The sequence below is a fragment of the Nocardioides sp. SLBN-35 genome, assembly GCF_006715725.1.
GTDB lineage: Bacteria > Actinomycetota > Actinomycetes > Propionibacteriales > Nocardioidaceae > Nocardioides.
The window spans coordinates 1,031,924-1,050,911 of record NZ_VFNU01000001.1 but is presented as its reverse complement, the minus strand read 5'-3'; the positions used below and the strand labels follow the sequence as shown (position 1 = coordinate 1,050,911).

General features: G+C 70.6%; 22 protein-coding genes. 10 read left to right on the top strand and 12 right to left on the bottom strand.

The genetic code is table 11. The annotated features are described in order from the left end of the window. Positions 1-80 precede the first annotated feature (80 nt). The 3 genes from FBY23_RS05145 to lepB form a co-directional block, all read right to left on the bottom strand. Positions 81-590: an Abi-alpha family protein gene (locus tag FBY23_RS05145; RefSeq protein WP_141797168.1), complete on the bottom strand. Its 510-nt coding sequence runs from the start codon at positions 588-590 to the stop codon at positions 81-83. Then, positions 587-1,882, bottom strand: coding sequence for a hypothetical protein (locus FBY23_RS05140; RefSeq protein WP_222117727.1), 1,296 nt, complete (start codon positions 1,880-1,882; stop codon positions 587-589). The genes FBY23_RS05145 and FBY23_RS05140 overlap by 4 nt, the downstream gene beginning before the upstream one ends. A 153-nt stretch (positions 1,883-2,035) precedes the next feature. Next, positions 2,036-2,668 (bottom strand): signal peptidase I, encoded by a 633-nt coding sequence (gene lepB / locus FBY23_RS05135; RefSeq protein WP_141797167.1) that lies wholly within the window; start codon positions 2,666-2,668, stop codon positions 2,036-2,038. A gap of 212 nt (positions 2,669-2,880) precedes the next feature. On the opposite strand from lepB, the gene FBY23_RS05130 reads away from it, so the two are divergent. The 6 genes from FBY23_RS05130 (at position 2,881) to FBY23_RS05105 (ending at position 6,983) form a co-directional block, all read left to right on the top strand. Continuing rightward, positions 2,881-3,471: a DUF6230 family protein gene (locus tag FBY23_RS05130; protein ID WP_141797166.1), complete on the top strand. Its 591-nt coding sequence runs from the start codon at positions 2,881-2,883 to the stop codon at positions 3,469-3,471. A gap of 117 nt (positions 3,472-3,588) precedes the next feature. Next, entirely contained in the window at positions 3,589-4,068 is a 480-nt protein-coding gene (locus FBY23_RS05125; protein ID WP_141797165.1) for a DUF6114 domain-containing protein, read from the top strand. After that, complete coding sequence (locus FBY23_RS05120; RefSeq protein ID WP_141797164.1) at positions 4,065-4,805, top strand: DUF6230 family protein; 741 nt, start codon at positions 4,065-4,067, stop codon at positions 4,803-4,805. Before FBY23_RS05125 ends, FBY23_RS05120 begins: the two co-directional genes overlap by 4 nt. Further along, positions 4,805-5,233: a DUF6114 domain-containing protein gene (locus FBY23_RS05115; protein WP_141797163.1), complete on the top strand. Its 429-nt coding sequence runs from the start codon at positions 4,805-4,807 to the stop codon at positions 5,231-5,233. Before FBY23_RS05120 ends, FBY23_RS05115 begins: the two co-directional genes overlap by 1 nt. Positions 5,234-5,238: 5 nt before the next feature. After that, positions 5,239-6,165: a hypothetical protein gene (locus FBY23_RS05110; RefSeq protein WP_141797162.1), complete on the top strand. Its 927-nt coding sequence runs from the start codon at positions 5,239-5,241 to the stop codon at positions 6,163-6,165. Next, complete coding sequence (locus FBY23_RS05105; RefSeq protein ID WP_141797161.1) at positions 6,165-6,983, top strand: DUF6230 family protein; 819 nt, start codon at positions 6,165-6,167, stop codon at positions 6,981-6,983. The genes FBY23_RS05110 and FBY23_RS05105 overlap by 1 nt, the downstream gene beginning before the upstream one ends. Before the next feature lie 245 nt (positions 6,984-7,228). Here the strand turns inward: FBY23_RS05105 and FBY23_RS05100 are convergent, their stop codons facing one another. The 7 genes from FBY23_RS05100 to FBY23_RS05070 form a co-directional block, all read right to left on the bottom strand. Next, complete coding sequence (locus FBY23_RS05100; protein WP_141797160.1) at positions 7,229-7,660, bottom strand: heat shock protein transcriptional repressor HspR; 432 nt, start codon at positions 7,658-7,660, stop codon at positions 7,229-7,231. After that, positions 7,660-8,856, bottom strand: a complete 1,197-nt coding sequence (gene dnaJ, locus FBY23_RS05095; protein ID WP_141797159.1) for a molecular chaperone DnaJ — start codon at positions 8,854-8,856, stop codon at positions 7,660-7,662. The genes FBY23_RS05100 and dnaJ overlap by 1 nt, the downstream gene beginning before the upstream one ends. 39 nt (positions 8,857-8,895) lie before the next feature. After that, on the bottom strand, positions 8,896-9,507 hold the full coding sequence (gene grpE, locus FBY23_RS05090) for a nucleotide exchange factor GrpE (protein WP_141797158.1): 612 nt from the start codon (positions 9,505-9,507) through the stop codon (positions 8,896-8,898). Next, a complete protein-coding gene (gene dnaK / locus FBY23_RS05085; RefSeq protein WP_141797157.1) occupies positions 9,504-11,363 on the bottom strand; it encodes a molecular chaperone DnaK in 1,860 nt (619 codons plus the stop codon). Before dnaK ends, grpE begins: the two co-directional genes overlap by 4 nt. A gap of 427 nt (positions 11,364-11,790) precedes the next feature. Beyond that, a complete protein-coding gene (locus tag FBY23_RS05080) occupies positions 11,791-12,396 on the bottom strand; it encodes a hypothetical protein (protein WP_141797156.1) in 606 nt (201 codons plus the stop codon). Between the two features lie 29 nt (positions 12,397-12,425). Beyond that, on the bottom strand, positions 12,426-12,857 hold the full coding sequence (locus FBY23_RS05075; protein ID WP_141797155.1) for a nuclear transport factor 2 family protein: 432 nt from the start codon (positions 12,855-12,857) through the stop codon (positions 12,426-12,428). 23 nt (positions 12,858-12,880) lie between these two features. Then, entirely contained in the window at positions 12,881-13,366 is a 486-nt protein-coding gene (locus tag FBY23_RS05070; protein ID WP_141797154.1) for a nitroreductase family deazaflavin-dependent oxidoreductase, read from the bottom strand. A 92-nt stretch (positions 13,367-13,458) separates the two neighbouring features. Here FBY23_RS05070 and FBY23_RS05065 point away from each other — a divergent pair, with 92 nt between their 5' ends. Both FBY23_RS05065 and FBY23_RS05060 read left to right on the top strand, forming a co-directional pair. Then, positions 13,459-14,349, top strand: a complete 891-nt coding sequence (locus FBY23_RS05065) for a TIGR03619 family F420-dependent LLM class oxidoreductase (RefSeq protein WP_141797153.1) — start codon at positions 13,459-13,461, stop codon at positions 14,347-14,349. Next, positions 14,349-15,518 (top strand): hypothetical protein, encoded by a 1,170-nt coding sequence (locus tag FBY23_RS05060; protein WP_141797152.1) that lies wholly within the window; start codon positions 14,349-14,351, stop codon positions 15,516-15,518. The genes FBY23_RS05065 and FBY23_RS05060 overlap by 1 nt, the downstream gene beginning before the upstream one ends. A gap of 91 nt (positions 15,519-15,609) precedes the next feature. Here FBY23_RS05060 and FBY23_RS05055 read toward each other — a convergent pair whose 3' ends face one another. Beyond that, positions 15,610-16,458 (bottom strand): aldo/keto reductase, encoded by an 849-nt coding sequence (locus FBY23_RS05055; RefSeq protein ID WP_141797151.1) that lies wholly within the window; start codon positions 16,456-16,458, stop codon positions 15,610-15,612. Between the two features lie 102 nt (positions 16,459-16,560). On the opposite strand from FBY23_RS05055, the gene FBY23_RS05050 reads away from it, so the two are divergent. Both FBY23_RS05050 and FBY23_RS05045 read left to right on the top strand, forming a co-directional pair. Continuing rightward, the gene (locus tag FBY23_RS05050; protein WP_174245182.1) at positions 16,561-17,367 is read left to right on the top strand and encodes an SDR family oxidoreductase; all 807 of its coding nucleotides are present in this window, start codon (positions 16,561-16,563) and stop codon (positions 17,365-17,367) included. Continuing rightward, entirely contained in the window at positions 17,360-18,517 is a 1,158-nt protein-coding gene (locus tag FBY23_RS05045) for a sulfotransferase (protein ID WP_141797149.1), read from the top strand. The genes FBY23_RS05050 and FBY23_RS05045 overlap by 8 nt, the downstream gene beginning before the upstream one ends. 8 nt (positions 18,518-18,525) lie before the next feature. Here FBY23_RS05045 and FBY23_RS05040 read toward each other — a convergent pair whose 3' ends face one another. Next, positions 18,526-18,891 carry a VOC family protein gene (locus tag FBY23_RS05040; protein WP_141797148.1) on the bottom strand — a complete coding sequence of 122 codons (366 nt, stop codon included), beginning with the start codon at positions 18,889-18,891 and terminating at the stop codon, positions 18,526-18,528. Between the last annotated feature and the right edge of the window lie 97 nt (positions 18,892-18,988).

Sequence of the window (18,988 nt, the reverse complement as noted above, 5' to 3'; positions counted from 1 at the left end):
TCCCGGCCGTGCCCCCATGCACCGGCAATGGACCCGACGGGTGGAGGTTAACGCCTGTTGTGGTAACCGGCACAGGGATCTCAGGTCACGGTGTCGCAGGAACTGCCGAGACAGGCGTGGACGAACGCCCGGCCGAACGGGGTCAGCTCCAGGCGGCGGCGTACGACGTGCGCCCGGCGGGCGGTGCGCGCGGCCGTGAGCACGGCGGGCTGGGCCTCGACCACCTGGTAGCGGGTCAGGTCGGCGACCGGCTCGTCCGTGTCGGCGACCAGGCCCAGCCGGCGCAGGTTGGTCAGGTGCAGTGGCAGGCGCTCGGGGCGTCGTACTCCCGCGCGGGCGCCGACCAGGCTCAGTCCACGCGCCAGCACGGCGGGCGCGAGGCGGCCGGCGAGGCCGCCGAGGTGGACGTCCACCGTGGGCTCGGGCCCCGAGGTGTGCAGGAACCACAGCAGCCGGGCCTCGTCGGGCGCGAGCTGGTCGAGGACCCGAGCGAAGGCGGGGTGGTCGTCCGACGGGGCGGCCACGTCGCGCGAGCGGGCGAGGAGGGCCCGGCCGCGGGCAGCAAGGCGGTCGCGGCCGTCCCGGCTCATCCGCCGACGCCGAACAGCCACAGGTGCACGAAGCCGCCGGCGGCACCCATGAGCGCGCCGTGCGCGTAGAGCAGCCACTCGTCCTCCTTGATGGCCGCGCGCATCATCTCGACGAAGTCCCGCGGCGGCAGCTCGCGGCAGCGGTCGGCGACGAGCGTGCGGATCCGGACCGACTGCCGGGCGCTGAAGTCGGCGTCGCGCAGCGGGACCAGGGTCAGGTCGGCGGCCTCCAGCGCGACGGTACGGCGGATCGTGTCGAAGCGACGTGGCCCGACGGCGGCGCGCACGGCCGGGGCGAACGGGCCCAGGGCCAGGTCGATGGCGGGGTGCAGCGCGTCGGCGATGACCTGGCGGGTCCGGTCGCCGGCGGGCCCGTCGAGGAGGTGCTCGCCGATCCGCTCGAGGGTGATCACGTCGGCGGCGATGTGCCGGGCGTAGACGTCGGCCGCCTCCCACTGGCGGCGCGCGAACAGGCCCTGGACGCGCAACGGCCCGATCCGGCGGGCCTCCGGCGGCTCGAAGATCAGCCACATGCCCAGCAGGTTGGTCGCCCAGCCGACCGCGACGCCCAGCAGTGGCAGCAGCCACCACTGGTGGAGCACGTGGTCGAGGACGGCGACCGGGATGCCCAGCAGGAATCCGAAGACGAACCCGAAGAAGACCATCATCCGCAGCTCGCGCGCACCGAAGTCGCGGAAGATCCGGACCACGACCTCCGGGTGCCGCTCGAAGTGGTCGATGACCATCACCTTCGGGTCGAGCAGCTGGTCGATGTGCTCGCCGATCTCGGTCGTGACCCGGCCGACGACCTGCGGCAGCTGGGCCTGGACCCGGTCGATCACGCCGGTACGGATCCCGCGCGGCAGTCGCTCCCACAACTGCGGGTGCTCGCGCCACATGATCTCGTCCACGAGGAGGGGCACGTCCGAGCGGAAGGTCTCGACGATGTGTGCGGCGATCGCGTCCGGCTCGAGCTGCTCGTAGAAGTCGCGCGGGGTGCCGATCCGGGCGATCGCCTTGTCGACGGCGATGCTGCCCATCTTCGCGGCCCGGGCGGGCACGATGCCCTGCCAGCCGATGCCGCCGCGCAGCAGGCCGGGCACCTCCTGGAGCCGCCGTGGCAGGGCGCCCGCGACCCGCGCCAGTCCGGGCACGCGGACGCCGTGGAAGTGGATCGGCGCGAACAGCATCCACAGGCCCGACCAGTTGATCAGCCAGCCGATGAGCGCGGTGAACACGGGGATCGACCAGAAGCCGATGCCGCCGAGATCGTCCAGACCGTCCAAGAACATGGGTGTCCCGCCTTCGTCCCACCCGTGCCGGCGTCCCATGTGCCGCCGTACGGGTCCCTCTCTCCCGGGCCGGGACACTAGACCACCGCCACCCCCCTTGGCGAGGGTTCCTGTGACATTCAGTCGCAGAAAGGTCGCAGACGGGCCCGAGCGCTACTTCTCGACCGGGACCAGCCGGGCCCGGTCGGGCAGCCGGCCGAGCCCGCCGACCGGCTGCAGCCGGAGAACGATCCGGGCCGTCACCTGGGCCTCCTTCACGAAGCCGAAGGTCCGCGAGTCGTCGGAGCCGCCCCAGTTGTCACCGACGACCCAGTAGGACCCGTCGGGGACCGTGACCCACGCCGCCGGCCGGCCGCCGGGCAGCGACGTACCGTCCTCCGCGCAGCAGGCCGCGACCTTCGCGCCGACCCGTCCGGCCCAGGTCGGGTTGTCGACGGCGTGGGTCGCGTCCTCGTCCTTCGGCCGCACCAGCACGACCGGCGGGTCCTGGTCGGCACGGACCTTGATCCGGTCGCCGGGAAGGCCGATCACCCGCTTCACGACGGGGATCTCGCGATCGCCGAGCGTGCTCTCGACGATGTCGAAGCGATGGATCTCGCCCTTGCCGAACGGGTCGACCAGGAGCCGGTCGCCGGTCGAGAGGGTCGGCTCCATGCTGCTCCCGGACACCTTCACCGAGAACGCGAGTGCCGCGATGACGACGAGCATCACCGCGAAGAAGACGACCAGTGCGGCGATGCCGAGGGCGGTGCGCAGCCAGGGTCCGGAGTCGGCGCGGTGGGTCACGGCGCGCAACCGTACGTCATCCACCGTCCGTCGGCACCGGTCGAGAAGAGCTGAGAAGAAATCTGTTACTGGGTGTCGCGCACACCCGGAGATGTGTGTCACACTCCGTCACGCTTGGCCTAGAGGCATGGGGATGCGGCCAGCGTTCCACCGCCGGTTCGGGAGGGATCGGCGGGTGCCTTTTGGAGGGAAAGTTGAAGAAGGTCGAAGGAATGGGCCGCACCCGCTTGGGTCGGTTCGCAGCCGTCACGGTGCCGGCGACCCTGCTCACCGCAGGGCTCGGCGTCGCGATGCTGCAGGGAATGGTCGGCGCCGTGCTGTCGTCGGCCGACGGTTTCACGCTCAACAGTGACCGGATCACCAGTGACGGACTCAAGGCGCGCACCGGCGCGGCCAACGTCGCCGGTGGCAACCAGGCCACGATCTACGCGGAGACCGGTGCGAACACCAACGCGAGCGGCATCGAGGTCATCACGCCCGACGTGACGATCCCGCTGCTCAACCTGCCGGCGCACCTCGAGGTGACCTCCACGGACACCACGATCGCGCTGGGATCGGTCGGGCTGAACGCCAAGACCCTGACCACGCCCAACGGCGCCACGCTCGGCACCACCACCATCGGTGTCGCGCAGTCGGAGGCAGGATTCGCCAACACCGCGACGGACAGCGGGTACGTCGCCGACGCCTTCGCGCTGACGAGCTCCTCGGCAGACCTGCCGAACGTCAACGCCAAGGCCTACGCGATCACGCTGGAGAGCCTCGCGCTCGACAACCTGTCGCTCTCGGTCGCGCTCGGGAACTGATCCCGGCCTGACCTCCGACGGCGAGCAGGGCCCGTTCGCCGTCGACCCGGCACTCCCTCGTGGGGCGCGCGGCCGCGCGCCCCACGAGGTTCGACCATCTCCTCGTTGGGATCTCGCATGACTGACACCACCGTCCCCACCCCGGCGACCGCGGTCCGCACCTCGCGGCCGGCCGCCCTGTGGCAGGGCTTCGCCCGCTTCCGCCGTACCCGCCCGTTCTGGGGCGCCGTCATCCTCGCCCTCGGCGCGTACTTCATCGCCCGGCCGCTGCTCGGCGGCACCTTCGCCTTCTACACGACCGTCGGCATCCGCAGCATCACGCCGCTGCTGCTGGCCGGCGGCATGGCCGCCGCGGCCGGCATCGCCGTGGTGCTGCCCGCGCAGCGTCACTTCCCCGCGCTCGTCGCGATGATGCTCGCCGTCGCCTCGCTGCCGCTGGCCAACCTCGGCGGCTGGCTGCTCGGCATGGTCCTCGGCATCACCGGCGCCGGGCTGGTCTTCTCGTGGACGCCGTTCTCGGAGAAGCAGCTCGACCGGTTCGCCGCGAAGGACGCGGCGCGCGCCGAGAGACGCGCTGCCCGGCGGGCGGCCCGATGACCGACGTACGACTCGGCACCCGCCGGCGGGCGCTGGTGCCGCTCGCCGGCGGGCTGGTCGCGCTCGTGGCCATGTTCCAGCTGGTGAGCAGCAACGTGCTCGCGGTGAACTTCACGACCGCCAACCAGGAGTTCAAGCTCTACTCGAACTACCTGCAGGGCGCGCAGGCCGCCGGCTTCCTGGCCACCAACGACACCTCGTCGGGCCAGGACAACGGCGTCGCCGAGCTCGGCATCCGCTCCGCGAAGCTGGCCGGCCTCTGCGCGATCGCCTACGAGACCGTGCCCGTCGTCGGGGAGGTCTCGCTGATGATCCTCGCCGGGGTGCCGGTGAAGAGCTCGTTCGCCAACGGCAGCAACACCACCACCGACGGCGCCGGCAACGCACTGACCTTCGACGGCAACGGCCTGCTGACCGGCGGCAACCACATCACCGCCAGCAACCTGTTCGTGAACTCCCGCTCGCTCAGCGGCTTCGGCAACCTGATCAGCGGCATGAACCTCGGCCAGAGCGCCGACACCGTCGACGACACCGCAGGCATCGCCTGGCCCGGCGGGCAGACCCCGCCCGACGCCGGCGACTTCGGCCTCACCGTGGACCGCCTCAACGTCGGCGGCCTCGGCGGCGACACCTACGGCATCAACCTGCAAGGAGCGATCACCTTGCCGAACCTCAAGATCAAGGTCGTGCCCGGCCACAAGACGCAGGCCGACTGCCCTACCCAGGCGGCCGGCTGATGAGCGCCCCGACGACGCAGGTACGGCGCCGGCTCGGCGCCGCGCGTAGGGCGTTGCGCGGGTTCCGGCGTACCCGTCCGTTCTGGGGCGGGCTGTGGTGCATCCTCGCCGGGGCCTGGATCATCCGTGCGATGTTCTTCTCGTTCCTGCTGGCGGTGAGCGGCGGGTGGAGCTACTCGGCCGGCTACATCCTCGGCGGTGGGCTGGTGCTGTTCGGGCTGGTGGCATGGTTCGCCCCGCACTACCGGGGACTCGTGGGCCTGCTCGCGGTCGGGCTGGCGCTGGCGGCGTTCGTCGCCGCCAACCTCGGCGGCTACCTCGTCGGCTCGGTGCTCGGCATCCTCGGCGGCTCGATGGTGTGGGCCTGGGGCGAGAAGGCGCCGCGGCGCGCGCCCGGCGGCCGGCGCCGGGCCGTCCCCGCCTCGTGAGGCCGGTGCGGGGAACGCCGTCGCTCGCCCGACAGCGGTGGCTGGTGCTGGGTGCGGTGCTGGCGCTGGCAGCGGCATGCGTGCTGCTCCCCCGTGCCGGGGACCGGGCGCTCGGCCAGGCGCAGAGCAGCGCCTACCAGCCGTTCGCGTGCGACCAGCCAGGCAGCAGCAACCCGCAGCAGCGCCGCCAGGACGTCCAGCTCGACAACGGCGCCGGCGACTTCAACGCGACCGGGCGGATGTACCCGTGCCTGGCCGGCGTGCGCTGGCACCTGCAGTCCGGGAACGTCGCGACCTCCAGCCCCGACGCCGGGATCGGGCAGATCCGCACGGCGTACGGCCGGAAGTTCCCCAACACCGTCTACTACGCGGCGGCGGGCTCGCGCACGGACCTCTACCAGGTCGCGTTCAGCGGGCTGCAGTTCTGCACCGACGACAACACGCCCGTCGGCGCCTGCCCCGCGAGCGGCACCACCGACATCCAGCTGTACGCCGACAGCGGGGACGCGCCGCAGCCGAAGCCCGCGGCGCCGTACCGCCTCACCATCGACCCCGACCAGGCGATCACCATCGGCGGCGCCGGGGTGTGGACCGAGGTGCTGGCGACGGCGAGCAGCTCGTTCACAGTGCCGATCGCGCAGCTGCCGACCGCCACCCACCTGGCCTGCGGCCTGGTCGGAGGTACGGCGCGCGGCGGCTTCCTCGGCATCGGCGGCACCTGTGAGCTGAGCGCCGAGGACTTCGCCGGCGACCTCGCGCAGTGGCTCGGCGGCGGCTCCAACTACACGCTGCTCGGCGTGAACCTGGACTTCTACTACCTGGTCACGCACCGGCAGAACCCGAGCGACCCCTACACGCAGGTCCCGGTCGACGGCTCCGGCAACCCGCTCAACTCGATCCAGCTGCCCAACACGACGATCTCGGTGGGTTGATGCCGGAGACGAGGAACGGGACCCGGTGGGGCCGGGCGGCGGGTGCGGCCGGCGCCGCGCTGGCGACCCTCGGCGCGCTGGCGACGCTGACCTGGCAGCAAGTGCTCGGCTTCGACGCGACCGTCGTCATCCAGGGCGGCGAGGCGACCTTCTCGTCGTCGCGGATCACCGCCGACGACGCGGCCTTCGGGATGGCGCCGGTGCGGCTGGGCAACGGCACCTGGAAGAACCTGCTGCGCGCAGGCTTCGCCCGGGCCGGCATGGACGGGCTGTGCGTCTCGAAGACCGAGTCGGTCGGGCCGCTCAAGTACACCCTCAAGCTGACCTCCGGCGACGGCACCTCCGCGCTGGAGATCGGCGCGGCCGACGCCGGCTTCGACGTCACCACCCTGCGCGGCACCGGCATCAACCTGCAGGGCAGCACCCAGATCGGTCAGGCCAGCACCGACCTGACCACGGCACCGGGCGCGGCGCCGTACGTCGCCAACCCCTTCGGTGTCCCGTCGACGTACGACGGCGGCTTCTTCGGGCCCGGCACCGGACCGCAGGTCTATGGCGCCACCGGCAACGGCGGACACGTCAACGGCCAGGGCTACACCGGCATCGACGCCACCCGCGGCGCGCTCACCGGTGTCTACGGGCAGCTGTGGCAGGCCCAGGTGAGCGGCAACATCACGCTGCCCAACCTCAAGATCCAGGTGCTGGCGTTCAAGGACGACACCGGCTTCAACGCCAACGGCACGCTCAACGCCACCCCCGACGGCATCGACGACCGCTCCTGCTGGTCGGAGGCCCGGCAAGGCACCTTCCCCCGCTGACCCGGCGCGAAGTGGCACCCTGCATTCCGCCGACCCGGCGCGAAGTTGCACCTGCATTCCGCCGACCCGGCGCGAAGTGACTCGAGAAATGCGCCGACCCGGCAGAAGGTGCAGCCGGATCGAGAGATCCGGAGACACTTTCTGCCGGGTCGACGGACGAGCGAGACCACTTTCTGCCGGGTCGGCGGAAATCAGGAGCCACTTCACGCCGGGTCGGCGTGAATCCCGGGGCAGTTGGAGCCGGGTCAGGGATTGCGACGCCACACGACGACGGACTGGCCGACGGCGGAGGCGGGGAGAGCGGGCAGGTTGCTGCGAGGTACGACGGGTCGCGCGGCCGCCGCCTGGCGCAGTGCCTCGCGGGTCGCCTCGAGCTCGGCGACCAGCTCGGCGTTGCGGGCGCGCAGGGCGGTGACGGCGACCTCGAGGTCGAGGATCCGCTTGACGCCCTCGATGCCGATGCCGGAAGCGGTGAGCTGCGCGATCTCGCGCAGCCGCTCGATGTCGCGGTAGGAGTACCGCCGACCGCCGCCCCCCGTGCGGCCGGGCGTGATCAGCCCGACGCGCTCGTAGGTCCGCAGCGTCTGCGGGTGCAGGCCGCTGAGCTGGGCCGCCACGCTGATGACGTAGACGGCCTCCTCCTCACCCGGAGGGCCCTGCGGCGGTCGGGCGGCCATCAGCTCGCGTCCTGGAACAGCCCGGACCGCAGCCCGGAGTCGTCGGTCGCGGCGGCGTACGCCTCCAGCGCCTCCTTGGCCTCGGCACCGAGGTTGCTCGGCACCTGGACCTCGACCGTGGCCAGCAGGTCGCCCCGCGTGCCGTCGGCCTTGGCGGCCCCCTTGCCGCGCACCCGGAAGGTGCGCCCGTTGGGGGTGCCGGCGGGGACCTTGAGGGTCACCGGGCTGCCGCCGAGCGTGGGGATCTTGATCTCCGCGCCGAGGGCGAGCTCGGTGAACGACACGGGTACGTCGACGGTGAGGTGCTCGCCCTTGCGACCGAACACCCGGTGACCGGTGACCTTGACGGTGACGTAGAGGTCGCCGGCAGGGCCGCCGTTCTCGCCCGCGCCGCCCTTGCCGCGCAGCCGGATCCGCTGGCCGTCCTTGACCCCGGCGGGGATCTTGGCCTGGATGGTCCGGGTGGCCCGGCCCTGGCCGGTACCGTGACAGGTGGGGCACGGGTCGTCGTAGACGAGCTGGCGTCCGCCGCACGTCGGGCAGGTCTCGTTCATCGAGAACCCGCCGCCGACCGAGGCCGTGACGACACCGGCGCCGTCGCACGTCGAGCAGACGTGCGGCTGCGTGCCGGGCTTGCCGCCCGTGCCGTGACAGGTCGCGCAGGCACCGTCGGAGCTGACCCGCAGCGACACCGTGGCGCCCTCGAGCGCCTCGGTGAAGCCGATGGTCGCGGCCGTCTCCAGGTCGGCACCGCGGGTGGCCCGCGGCGCGCGCGACCGGGTCCGGCCGCCGCCACCGAACAGGTCGCCGAACAGGTCGCCGAAGCCACCACCGCCACCACCCGCACGGTCGCGGAGCAGGTCCTCCACGTTGACGCTGCCGCCGAAGCCACCACCGAAGCCGCCGGCACCGCCGCCGAAGCCGGCCCCGGCGGGGAAACCACCGCGGCCGAACATCTCGCGGGCCTGGTCGTACTTCTTGCGCTTGTCGGCGTCACCGATGACGTCGTACGCCTCGGCCACCGCCTTGAACTTGTCGTGCTTGACGGTGTCGTCGGGGTGCGAGTCGGGGTGGTTGGCGCGCGCGAGCTTGCGGTAGGCCTTCTTGATCTCGTCCTGCGACGCGGTCTTCGCGACCCCGAGCTCCTTGTAGAAGTCCTTGGTCGCCCAGTCGGACCGGATCCCGTCGTCACTCATCGCACACCTCCCTCCTCGTCGTTGCTGTCGTGTCTGTCATCAAGCGGGGTCGACCACCAGCACCTGCGCTGCGCGGACCACCCGGTCACCGATCTTGTAGCCGGCCTTCGCGATCACCTTGCAGGTGGTCACCTCGACCTCGGCGTCGGTGCCGATGTGCGAGAGGGCCTCGTGGACGGTGGGGTCGAACGCGTCGCCGACCTCGCCGAACTTCACCAGGCCCAGCCCGGCGACCACGCGCTCGAGCTGCTCGGCCGTGGCCTTGAAGCCACCCTCGAGCGGCTCGTGCTCACGGGCCCGGTCGATGGTGTCGAGTACGTCGATGATGGGCGTGAGCGCGGCGTACGTCGCGTTCTCGCGCAGCAGCTCGCGGTCGCGCTCGACGCGGCGCTTGTAGTTGAGGAACTCCGCCTGCAGGCGCTGCAGGTCGAGGGTCCGCTCCTCGAGCTCCATCTTCGTGACGGTCAGCTCGTCGGCCCCGGCCCCGGCCCCGGCCTCGACCCCGGGCGCTTCGGGGCTCTCGGCCGCCCCGGCCACCTCGGGCTCGTCGCCCTCGGGCGAGGGAGCCGGGTCTCGAGACGGTTGCTGCGCAACCTCCTCGACCTCCGGACGCGACTCCCCCTCCTCCGGGTTGAGGTTCTCCTCGGTCACTTGGTGTCGCCCTCGGTGTCCTCGTCGACGATCTCGGCCTCGACGACGTCGTCGTCCGACTCACCGGTCGCGCCGGTGGTGCCGCCCGCGGCGGCGGAGTCGGCCTCGGCGGCGGCGTACATCGCGGCACCCATCTTCTGGCTGGACTCACCCAGCTTGGAGATGGCGGCGGTCAGGTCCTCGGAGCTGGACTCGGCGTTCTCGAGGACGCCCTTGAGCGCCTCGACGTCGGTGGTCACCTCGGCCTTGACGTCGTCGGGGATCTTGTCGCCGTTGTCGGCCAGGAACTTCTCGGTCGTGTAGACGAGCTGCTCGCCCTGGTTGCGGACCTCGACGGCCTCGCGACGCTTGGCGTCCTCCTCGGCGTACTGCTCGGCCTCCTTGACCATGCGGTCGATGTCGTCCTTGGACAGCGCGCTGCCACCGGAGATCGTCATCGACTGCTCACGACCGGACGCCTGGTCCTTGGCGGAGACGTGGACGATGCCGTTGGCGTCGATGTCGAAGGTGACCTCGATCTTCGGCACGCCGCGCGGGGCCGGCGGGAGGCCGGTCAGCTCGAAGTTGCCGAGGCCCTGGTTCTGCGACCAGATCGCGCGCTCGCCCTGGGCGACCTTGATCTCGACCGACGGCTGGTTGTCGTCGGCGGTCGTGAAGATCTCGGACCGCTTGGTCGGGATGGTGGTGTTCCGCTCGATGAGGGTGGTGAAGACGCCGCCCTTGGTCTCGATGCCGAGGCTCAGCGGGGTGACGTCGAGGAGCAGGACGTCCTTGACCTCACCGGCGAGGACACCGGCCTGCAGGGCGGCGCCGACGGCGACGACCTCGTCCGGGTTGACGCCCTTGTTGGGCTCCTTGCCGCCGAGCATCTCCTTGACCAGCTCGGTGACCGCGGGCATGCGGGTCGAGCCGCCGACGAGGACCACGTGGTCGATCGCGGAGAGCTCGACGCCGCCGTCCTTGAGGACGTTCTGGAACGGCGCCTTGGTGCGCTCGAGCAGGTCGGCCGTCAGCCGCTGGAACTCCGAGCGGGTGAGCCGCTCCTCGAAGTGCAGCGGGCCGTTCTCCCCGTGGGTGATGTAGGGCAGGTGGATCGTGGTGTCGCTCGAGGAGGACAGCTCGATCTTCGCCTTCTCCGCGGCCTCCTGGAGGCGCTGCGCGGCGATCTTGTCGGCGGACAGGTCGACGCCGTTGGCGTCCTTGAACTTCTTGACCATCCACTCGACGATCGCGTTGTCCCAGTCGTCGCCACCGAGGTGGTTGTCGCCGCTGGTGGCCTTGACCTCGACGACGCCCTCACCGATCTCGAGCAGGGACACGTCGAACGTGCCGCCACCGAGGTCGTAGACGAGGATCGTCTGGTCGTCACCCTTGTCGAGGCCGTACGCCAGCGCGGCCGCGGTGGGCTCGTTGACGATGCGGTCGACCTTGAGGCCCGCGATCTCGCCGGCCTCCTTGGTGGCCTGGCGCTGCGCGTCGGAGAAGTACGCCGGGACCGTGATCACCGCGTTGGTGACGGTCTCGCCGAGGTAGGCCTCGGCGTCGCGCTTGAGCTTCTGCAGGATGAACGCCGAGATCTGCTGCGGCGTGAAGTCCTTGTCCACCGGGTCGCCGATGTGCTGGGTCCAGTCGGTGCCCATGTGGCGCTTGACCGACCGGATGGTGCGGTCCACGTTGGTGACCGCCTGGCGCTTCGCGACCTCACCGACGAGCACCTCACCGCTCTTCGCGAAGGCGACGACGGACGGCGTGGTCCGTGCTCCCTCCGCGTTGGCGATGACCGTGGGCTCGCCGCCCTCGAGGACCGCGACGACGCTGTTCGTCGTACCGAGGTCGATGCCGACCGCTCGTGCCATGTGTGCTTCTCCTTGTGCGTGAAGATGTGGATTCAAGTTAGTTGAGCCGGATGGACTCAAGTCTGACATAGGCTCCAACGGCGGGGTACCCGGGGGTTGTTCCCGCCCGGTCGAACATCTTTTCCGGGGTCACTCCAGCCCCCATGGGGACAGACAGGGCTCGTCGCGTCCCGACGCTTGTAACTACGTGTTACAGCACGGAATTCGTGGCACGTGCGCCCGGGTAGTTGTCGTAACACCCGGGTAGTCGACCTCCGGGCGTGGCGCACCTCAACGATTGGCCTTCCAGAGGGACACGGACGACCGGAGGCACGTGCGCACCGCCCGCCGGCAACTACCTCGGCGCCATGACACTCACCCGGGCGTTATTGCACCCGAATTCGTGACGTAACACGTAGTTACAAGTCCGGTGAACCGGCGAACAGGCTCAGCCGACGGTGACGCTGATCTCGTTGCTGACGGTGCCGCTGTCGCGGTCGACCACGCGGAACCGGTTGACGCCGCTGACGCCGGTGAAGATGTAGCTGGAGAAGGTGCCGTTGGTGACGCCGACGCTGGCCGGGAAGTCGGCCCAGTCGCCGTTCTCGAAGCGCTGGACGAACAGGATCGCGCCCTCGCCGCCCGGGTAGACGCCGCTGAAGTAGATCCGCTCGCCGCTGGCGACCGTGGTCGCGAGGGCCTGCAGCGAGATCTGGCCGGCGGCCGGGGTTTCACTGGTCAGCTCGGTGGTCGGCTCGTCCTCGGGGACCTGGGCGCCGCTGTCGCCCGCCGCGGGCTCGTCGGTGTCCTGGGTGTGCAGGGTGACCAGCGGGCCCGTGGCCTCGTCGGTCTCCACCGGCGTGGGCAGGTACATCGACTGGTGCACCGTGGAGCGCGCGGAGGAGTCACCGTTGTCACCGCCGAGTCCGAGCACCTTGGTGCCGACGAGGGCGACCAGGGCCAGGACCAGGCCGACACCCAGGGCGACCGCGACCAGCGCCACCACCCCGTTGACCACGGGACGTTCGGCAGGAGGCTGCTGCTGGTCGCTCACCCGCCCATTGTCCAGACGGGCCGAAGAAATCAGAAACCGCGCGTCCAGACGACCTGCTCGTGCAGGCGGCGTGAGCGCCAGCCGTCCGCCGTACGGACGAAGGTGTGGCGGTAGAGACCGCCGACCTCGACCACCCGTTCCCCGCCCTTGCCGTCACGGATGCGCATCGGGTTGTGGAAGTACGCCGCGACGGCGGCCTCGTTGCCGTCGTCGACGAACTGGTAGGAGATCTGGCCGAGCATGTGGATCCGGTGCGTCGAGAAGCCCGGCAGCGCCTCGGCGAGCCACGCCTTGACCACCGGGAAGGCGTCGGCGACGCCGCCGCTCTCGGTGTAGTCGATCTGCGCGTCGGGGGTGAAGACCGTGTCGAGCCGGTCGAAGTCGCCCTCGTCGACGGCGAGGGTGTAGCGGGTGATCGCGTCGGCGATCTCGGCGCGGTCGATCAGCTGCTGGACGTCCACGTCTGTCGTTCTCCTCGGTTGTCTCAGCGGGGCTCGAGGACGACGACCGGGATCTCCCGGTCGGTCCAGGCCTGGTAGTTGTCGAAGTCGGCGTACAGGTCGACCAGGCGCGGCCACAGCGCGGCGCGCTCCTCGGGCCCGGCGACTCGGGCGCGCACGGCCCGGCTGCGCTCACCGGGCACGGCGACGGTGGTGTCGGGGCTCGCCACCAGGTTGTGCAGCCACTGCGGGTTCTTCGGCAGTCCGCCCTGGGAGGCGACGATCACCAGGTCCGCGCCGTCGGCGAGGTACAGCAGTGGCGTGGTGAACCGGGCGCCGCTCCTGCGGCCAACGTGGTCGAGCAGGAGCACCGGGACCGGCTTCTTCCAGCCGGCGCCGATCCGCCAGGTCGCACCGACCCGGCCGTTGGTGAGCCGGTAGATGGCAACGTTCGCCTTGGCGCCGTACTTGATGATCTTGGCGACGATCGGCTTGTCGAGGCCGTCGGGCTTCGGCTTGGTGGTTGCCATGGGACTCACTCTGGCAGAAATCTAGAACGCGTTCTACAGTTCGAGACGTTCGCTCGTTCCTCGCGAACTCCTCACTGACCGGACGGAATCCGATGCGCTTCTCCTTCGCCGAGGGCATGACCCAGGCCGACTACTACGCCCCGCTCGCTCAGGCCTGCGAGGCCGCCGGCTACACGTCGATGACCATCGCGGACAGCCTGATCTACCCGCAGGAGTCGGACTCGAAGTACCCCTACACCGACACCGGGGACCGCGAGTTCCTGCTCGGCAAGGAGTTCATCGAGACCTTCATCCTGTGCGCGACCCTGTTCGCGGTGACCGAGAAGCTCCGGCTGACGCCGTTCGTGCTCAAGCTCCCGATCCGCCCGCCGGTGCTGGTGGCCAAGCAGGCCTCGTCGCTGGCCTTCCTGTCGAAGAACCGCCTCGGCCTCGGCGTCGGCCTGTCCCCGTGGCCCGAGGACTTCGCCGCGCTCGGCGTCCCGTGGGAGAGGCGCGGCAAGCGGATGGACGAGTGCATGGACATCCTGCGCGGCCTCACCCAGCCCGGCGACGAGCCGACCTTCTTCGGCTACCAGGGCGAGTTCTTCGACATCGAGCCGCTCCAGCAGTGCCCCGCCCCGACGGAGAGGATCCCGCTGCTCGTCGGCGGCCACTCGGACGCGGCCCTGCGCCGCGCCGTACGCAAGGGCGACGGATGGATGCACGCGGGGGGCGACGGCGAGGAGCTCGATCGGCTGCTCACCCGGCTCGCGGAGATCCGCGCGGAGGAGGGCGACACCCGCGACGACTTCGAGGTGCACGTGATCTCGTACGACGCCTACACGCTCGACGGCATCAAGCGCCTCGAGGACAAGGGGGTCACCGACTGCATCGTCGGCTTCCGGGTGCCCTACATCAAGGGGCCCGACACCGAGCCCCTCGAGACCAAGATCAAGCACCTCGAGCAGTACGCCGAGAACATCATCGCGAAGGCGAACGCCTGATGACGGGCTCGTCCGCCGCGCTCGGGCTGACCGCTCCCCTGCAGGCGGCGATCGCCGAGGCCGAGGAGCTGATCGCGAACGCGCCGTTCATCAGGACCGAGGCCGACCGGCTCGAGGGCTACGACTACCTGGCCGGCCGGATCCGGATGGCGATGCAGACCGCGTTCGACTACGACCTCGAGCAGCCGGTCTTCATCAACCCGACCCACCAGTTCTCGCGACAGGGCCTCGACAACCCGGACGCGGTCTACTTCAACGCCTACCTGCGCGAGGGGGTCTCCTACGTCGTACGCGGTCGGCGCGGCACGTCGGCCGACCTGTCCTTCCAGGTGATGGGCGGCAGCTACAGCGCCGACTCGGCCGCCACCTCGCTGATGGCCTTCGACGACCGCGAGCTCGACGTCGCCGAGGACGGGTCGTTCGAGTTCACCTATGTCGCCGAGCCGGGCGCGAAGACGCTGATCGTCCGCGAGGTCTTCAACGACTGGGACACCGAGGTCCGCGGCACGCTCACCATCGAGCGGGTCGACACCATCGGGCAGGCGCGCCGGCCGCTGAGCGAGGCGACGCTGCGCAAGAAGTACGAGGTGGCCGCGCGGTCGCTGACCAGCTCGATCCAGACCTGGTTCGCCTTCCCTCACTTCTTCCAGTACAAGGAGCCGGTCAACACCCTGACCGTCCCCGCCTCCACCCCCGGCGGCCTGTCGTCGCAGTTCTCCTCGATCGGTCACTACGAGCTGGCCGAGGACGAGGCGATGATCGTGTCGGTCCCGCGCTGCGACGACTGCACCTACCAGGCGATCCAGGTCGGCTCGGACTGGTACGCCTCGACCGACTACGAGACGCACCAGACCTCGCTCACCAAGGCCCAGGCATCGTCGGACCCTGACGGCGTGATGCGGTTCGTGATCTCCGAGCGCCCGCCCGGCCCCGACGGCGCCCCGATCGCCAACTGGCTCGAGACCACCGGTCACCGCACCGGCCCGATCATGCTGCGCTGGCAGCAGCTCACCCGTGCGCTCTCGGCCGAGGACGGGCCGGCGGTCGAGATCGTGCCGGTCACCGAGGTGGCCAAGCACCTTCCCGGGCTGGTCGGGTTGTCCGGCGAGGAGTACGGCGAGCGGATCGCCGAGCGGCAGCGGGCGGTGGCGCGACGGATGATCTCCTGACGATCCCCTCGTCCCACCCGGCGTTCGGGTCGCGATCGGCGCCGACCTGCGACCCGGACGCCGGGTACGACATCCCGGGGCCCGGCGAGGGTCAGGCGGGGATCCAGTCGAAGACGTCCGGGTTCGGGCCCTGACGGCCGGCCTCGCCCTTGTCGAGGGCGGCGAGCGCGGCGACCTCGTCGTCGGTGAGCGCGAAGTCGAAGACCTCGAAGTTCTCGGCCAGGCGTGCCTTGTTGAGCGACTTCGGGAACACGATGTCGCCGCGGTCGAGCGCCCAGCGCAGGAGTACCTGCGCGGGCGTCTTGCCGTGGCGCTCGGCGAGCGCGGTCACGGCGGGGTCGGTCAGCTCGCCGCCGCCCTGCCCGAGCGGGGACCAGGCCTGGACGTGCGCGCCGTGGCCGGTGGTCGCGGCACGGACCGCGTCGTTGGCGAAGTAGGGGTGCGCCTCGACCTGGTTGACGGCCGGCACGACCCCGGTGGCCGCGACGATCCGGTCGAGGTGGTCGGGCTGGAAGTTGGAGACACCGACCGAGGTGGTCAGGCCGGCCTCGCGGAGCTCCAGCAGCGCCTCCCAGGTGGAGACGAAGTCTCCGTCGTACCGGGTCGGCAGTGGCCAGTGGATCAGGAAGAGGTCGACCTTCTCGAGGCCGAGCTTGTCGAGGGAGACCTTCAGCGAGTCCTTGGCGGCGCCGGGCTCGTGACGGTTGTTGTTGAGCTTGGTCGTGACGTACAGGTCTTCGCGGGCGAGACCGGAGGCGGCGATCGCGGCGCCGACGCCCTCCTCATTGCCGTACATCTGGGCGGTGTCGACGTGGCGGTAGCCGAGCTCGAGGGCGTCGGACACGACGCGCTCGGTGTCGGCCAGCGGCACCTGCCACACGCCGAGGCCGAACTGCGGGATGGTGGTCTGGTCGTTGAGGTCGATCCGGGGAGTGCTCACCTCCGTTCCAACGGCGTCACCGCGCGGCTATTCCGCGTACCCCGGGGCCGTGCGCGAAATGAGCCCTTCCGCAAAACTGAAACACGTTCTAGTGTGTCCGCCATGGTGGATCTGCTGACGGACAAGGTCATCGTGCTCTCCGGCGTCGGGCCGGGCCTGGGTCGCTCGCTCGGCGAGGAGGCCGCGAAGATGGGCGCCGACCTGGTGCTCGCGAGCCGGACCCCCAAGCGCCTGGAGAAGATGGCGGAGACCGTCCGCTCCCACGGTCGCCGCGCGCTCGTCGTACCGACCGACATCACCGACGAGGACCAGCGCAAGGCGCTGGTCGAGGCGGCGCTCGACGAGTTCGGCAAGGTCGACTGCCTGATCAACAACGCCTTCGGCATCCCGCCGATGGACCCGATCAGCACCCTGGACCTCGACGGCCTGCGCAGCGCCAACGAGACCAACGTCTTCGCGCCGCTGCGGTTGACCTCGTTGTTCGCCGACGCCCTCGCCCGTTCCGATGATCCAGCCGAGGACAAGACCGGCGGCTCGGTGATCATGGTCAACTCGTGCGTGATCTACAGCAGCCAGCCGGAGTACTCCGGCTACAAGCTGTCGAAGGGCACCCTCGAGCACCTCGCCCAGTCGCTGGCCACCGAGCTCGGCCCGCGTGGCATCCGGGTCAACAGCGTGGCGCCGTCGTACATCTACGAGGACGTCAACAAGGCCTACTTCGACTGGATCGCGCAGGAGTCGGGTCGCACCCACGAGGACGTGTACGCCGAGAAGGCGGCACCCACCGACCTGAAGCGGCTCGCCACCCCCGACGAGGTCGCCCGCGCCGCCCTCTTCCTCGCCTCCGACCTGGCCTCGGCCGTCACCGGCCAGATGCTCAACGTCGACTGCGGGGAATTCCATGCCTGAGCCCCGCCAGCGCGCGGACGTCGGCACGTTCGAGGACATCTGCGACGCCGCGACCCGCACCACCGGCCTCACCGACTTCGGCTTCGCCGACGCGCCCGGGCACGAGGAGGCGTTCCGGGTGCTGGTCGAGGACCTCGGGTCCGCCGAGGCGGGCCTGACCGGGGTCGGCAACTACTTCATGCGCTCGCAGGTCAAGAGCTCCCTCGTGGCCCGCCTGCTCACCCAGGCGCGGTTCACCGAGTTCCCCCAGCACGCGGAGGTCGCCATCGAGCGGCCGATCTTCGTGCTCGGCCTCCCCCGGACCGGTACGACGGCCCTGAGCCGGCTGCTCTGCGCGGACCCGGCGAACCAGGGCCTCGAGATGTGGCTGACCGAGTTCCCCCAGCCCCGCCCGCCGCGGGAGACGTGGGAGGACGACCCGATCTTCGACGCGATGCAGGCGGCGTTCCGCGAGCACCACATCACCAACCCGGAGTTCATGGGCATCCACTACTCCGACGCCACCGAGCCCGAGGAGTGCTGGCGCGTGCTGCGCCAGACCGGCAAGTCGCTCGGCTTCGAGTCGCTGGCCCACGTGCCGGCGTACTCCCGCTGGCTGGCAACCCAGTCGTGGACCGACGCCTACGAGCGCCACCGCCAGAACCTGCAGCTGATCGGGCTCAACGACCGGGACCGGCGCTGGGTGCTCAAGAACCCCTCGCACCTGATCGCGCTCGACGCACTGCTCGAGGTCTACCCCGACGCGCTGGTCGTGATGACCCAGCGCGACCCGGTCACCTCGGTCGCCTCCGCGTGCTCGCTGTCCGCCGAGGCGACCGACGGCCACTCGACGACCTTCGTCGGCGAGACCCTCGGCCGTGACCAGCTCGGGCACCTCACCCGGCAGTGGGACGCGTTCTGGCAGGCGCGCGAGAAGGCCGACGAGCGCCAGTTCTTCGACGTCGACTACCGCGGCTTCGTGCAGGACCCGGTCGGCACCGTCGGCGCGATCTACGACGCCTTCGGCCTCACCTGGAGCCAGGCTGCACAGGACGCCGTCCGCAGGCTCGACGAGGAGTCGCGCAGCGGCCCCCGCCGCCCCGCGCACCAGTACGACCTCGCGGACTACGGCATCACGGAGGACGAGGTACGGGAGTCGTTCGCCCGCTGAGCGTCACGTCACCCGGCCACCTTGCACAGGCAGAACGGGTGGCCGGCCGGGTCGAGGAACACCCGGAAGCTCGTGCCGGGCTGGTGCGGGTGCTTGGTCGCGCCGAGCGCGAGGGTCGCCGTCTCGGCCACGTCGAGTTCGTCGACGTCGACGTCGAGGTGCACCTGCTGCGGAACGTCCTGACCCGGCCAGTCGGGAGCGCGGTAGTCGTCGACCCGCTGCAGCTGGATCGAGCGGTCGCCGGACCAGACCGCGCCCCACGAGCCGTCGTCCTCCACGTTGGACTCCCAGCCGAGGAGCGCGGCGTAGAAGTCGGCGAGGACCCGCGGGTCGGGGCAGTCGATGACGAACTGGGGATTGCGTGCGATGGCCATGGAACGACGCTAGTGGTCCGGCTCGGGAATGGCTTGCCCCTTCGCGTGCCCAGAGTGCGTGCAACGCAAGGCGGCATCGCGACGGCATACCGGGCGT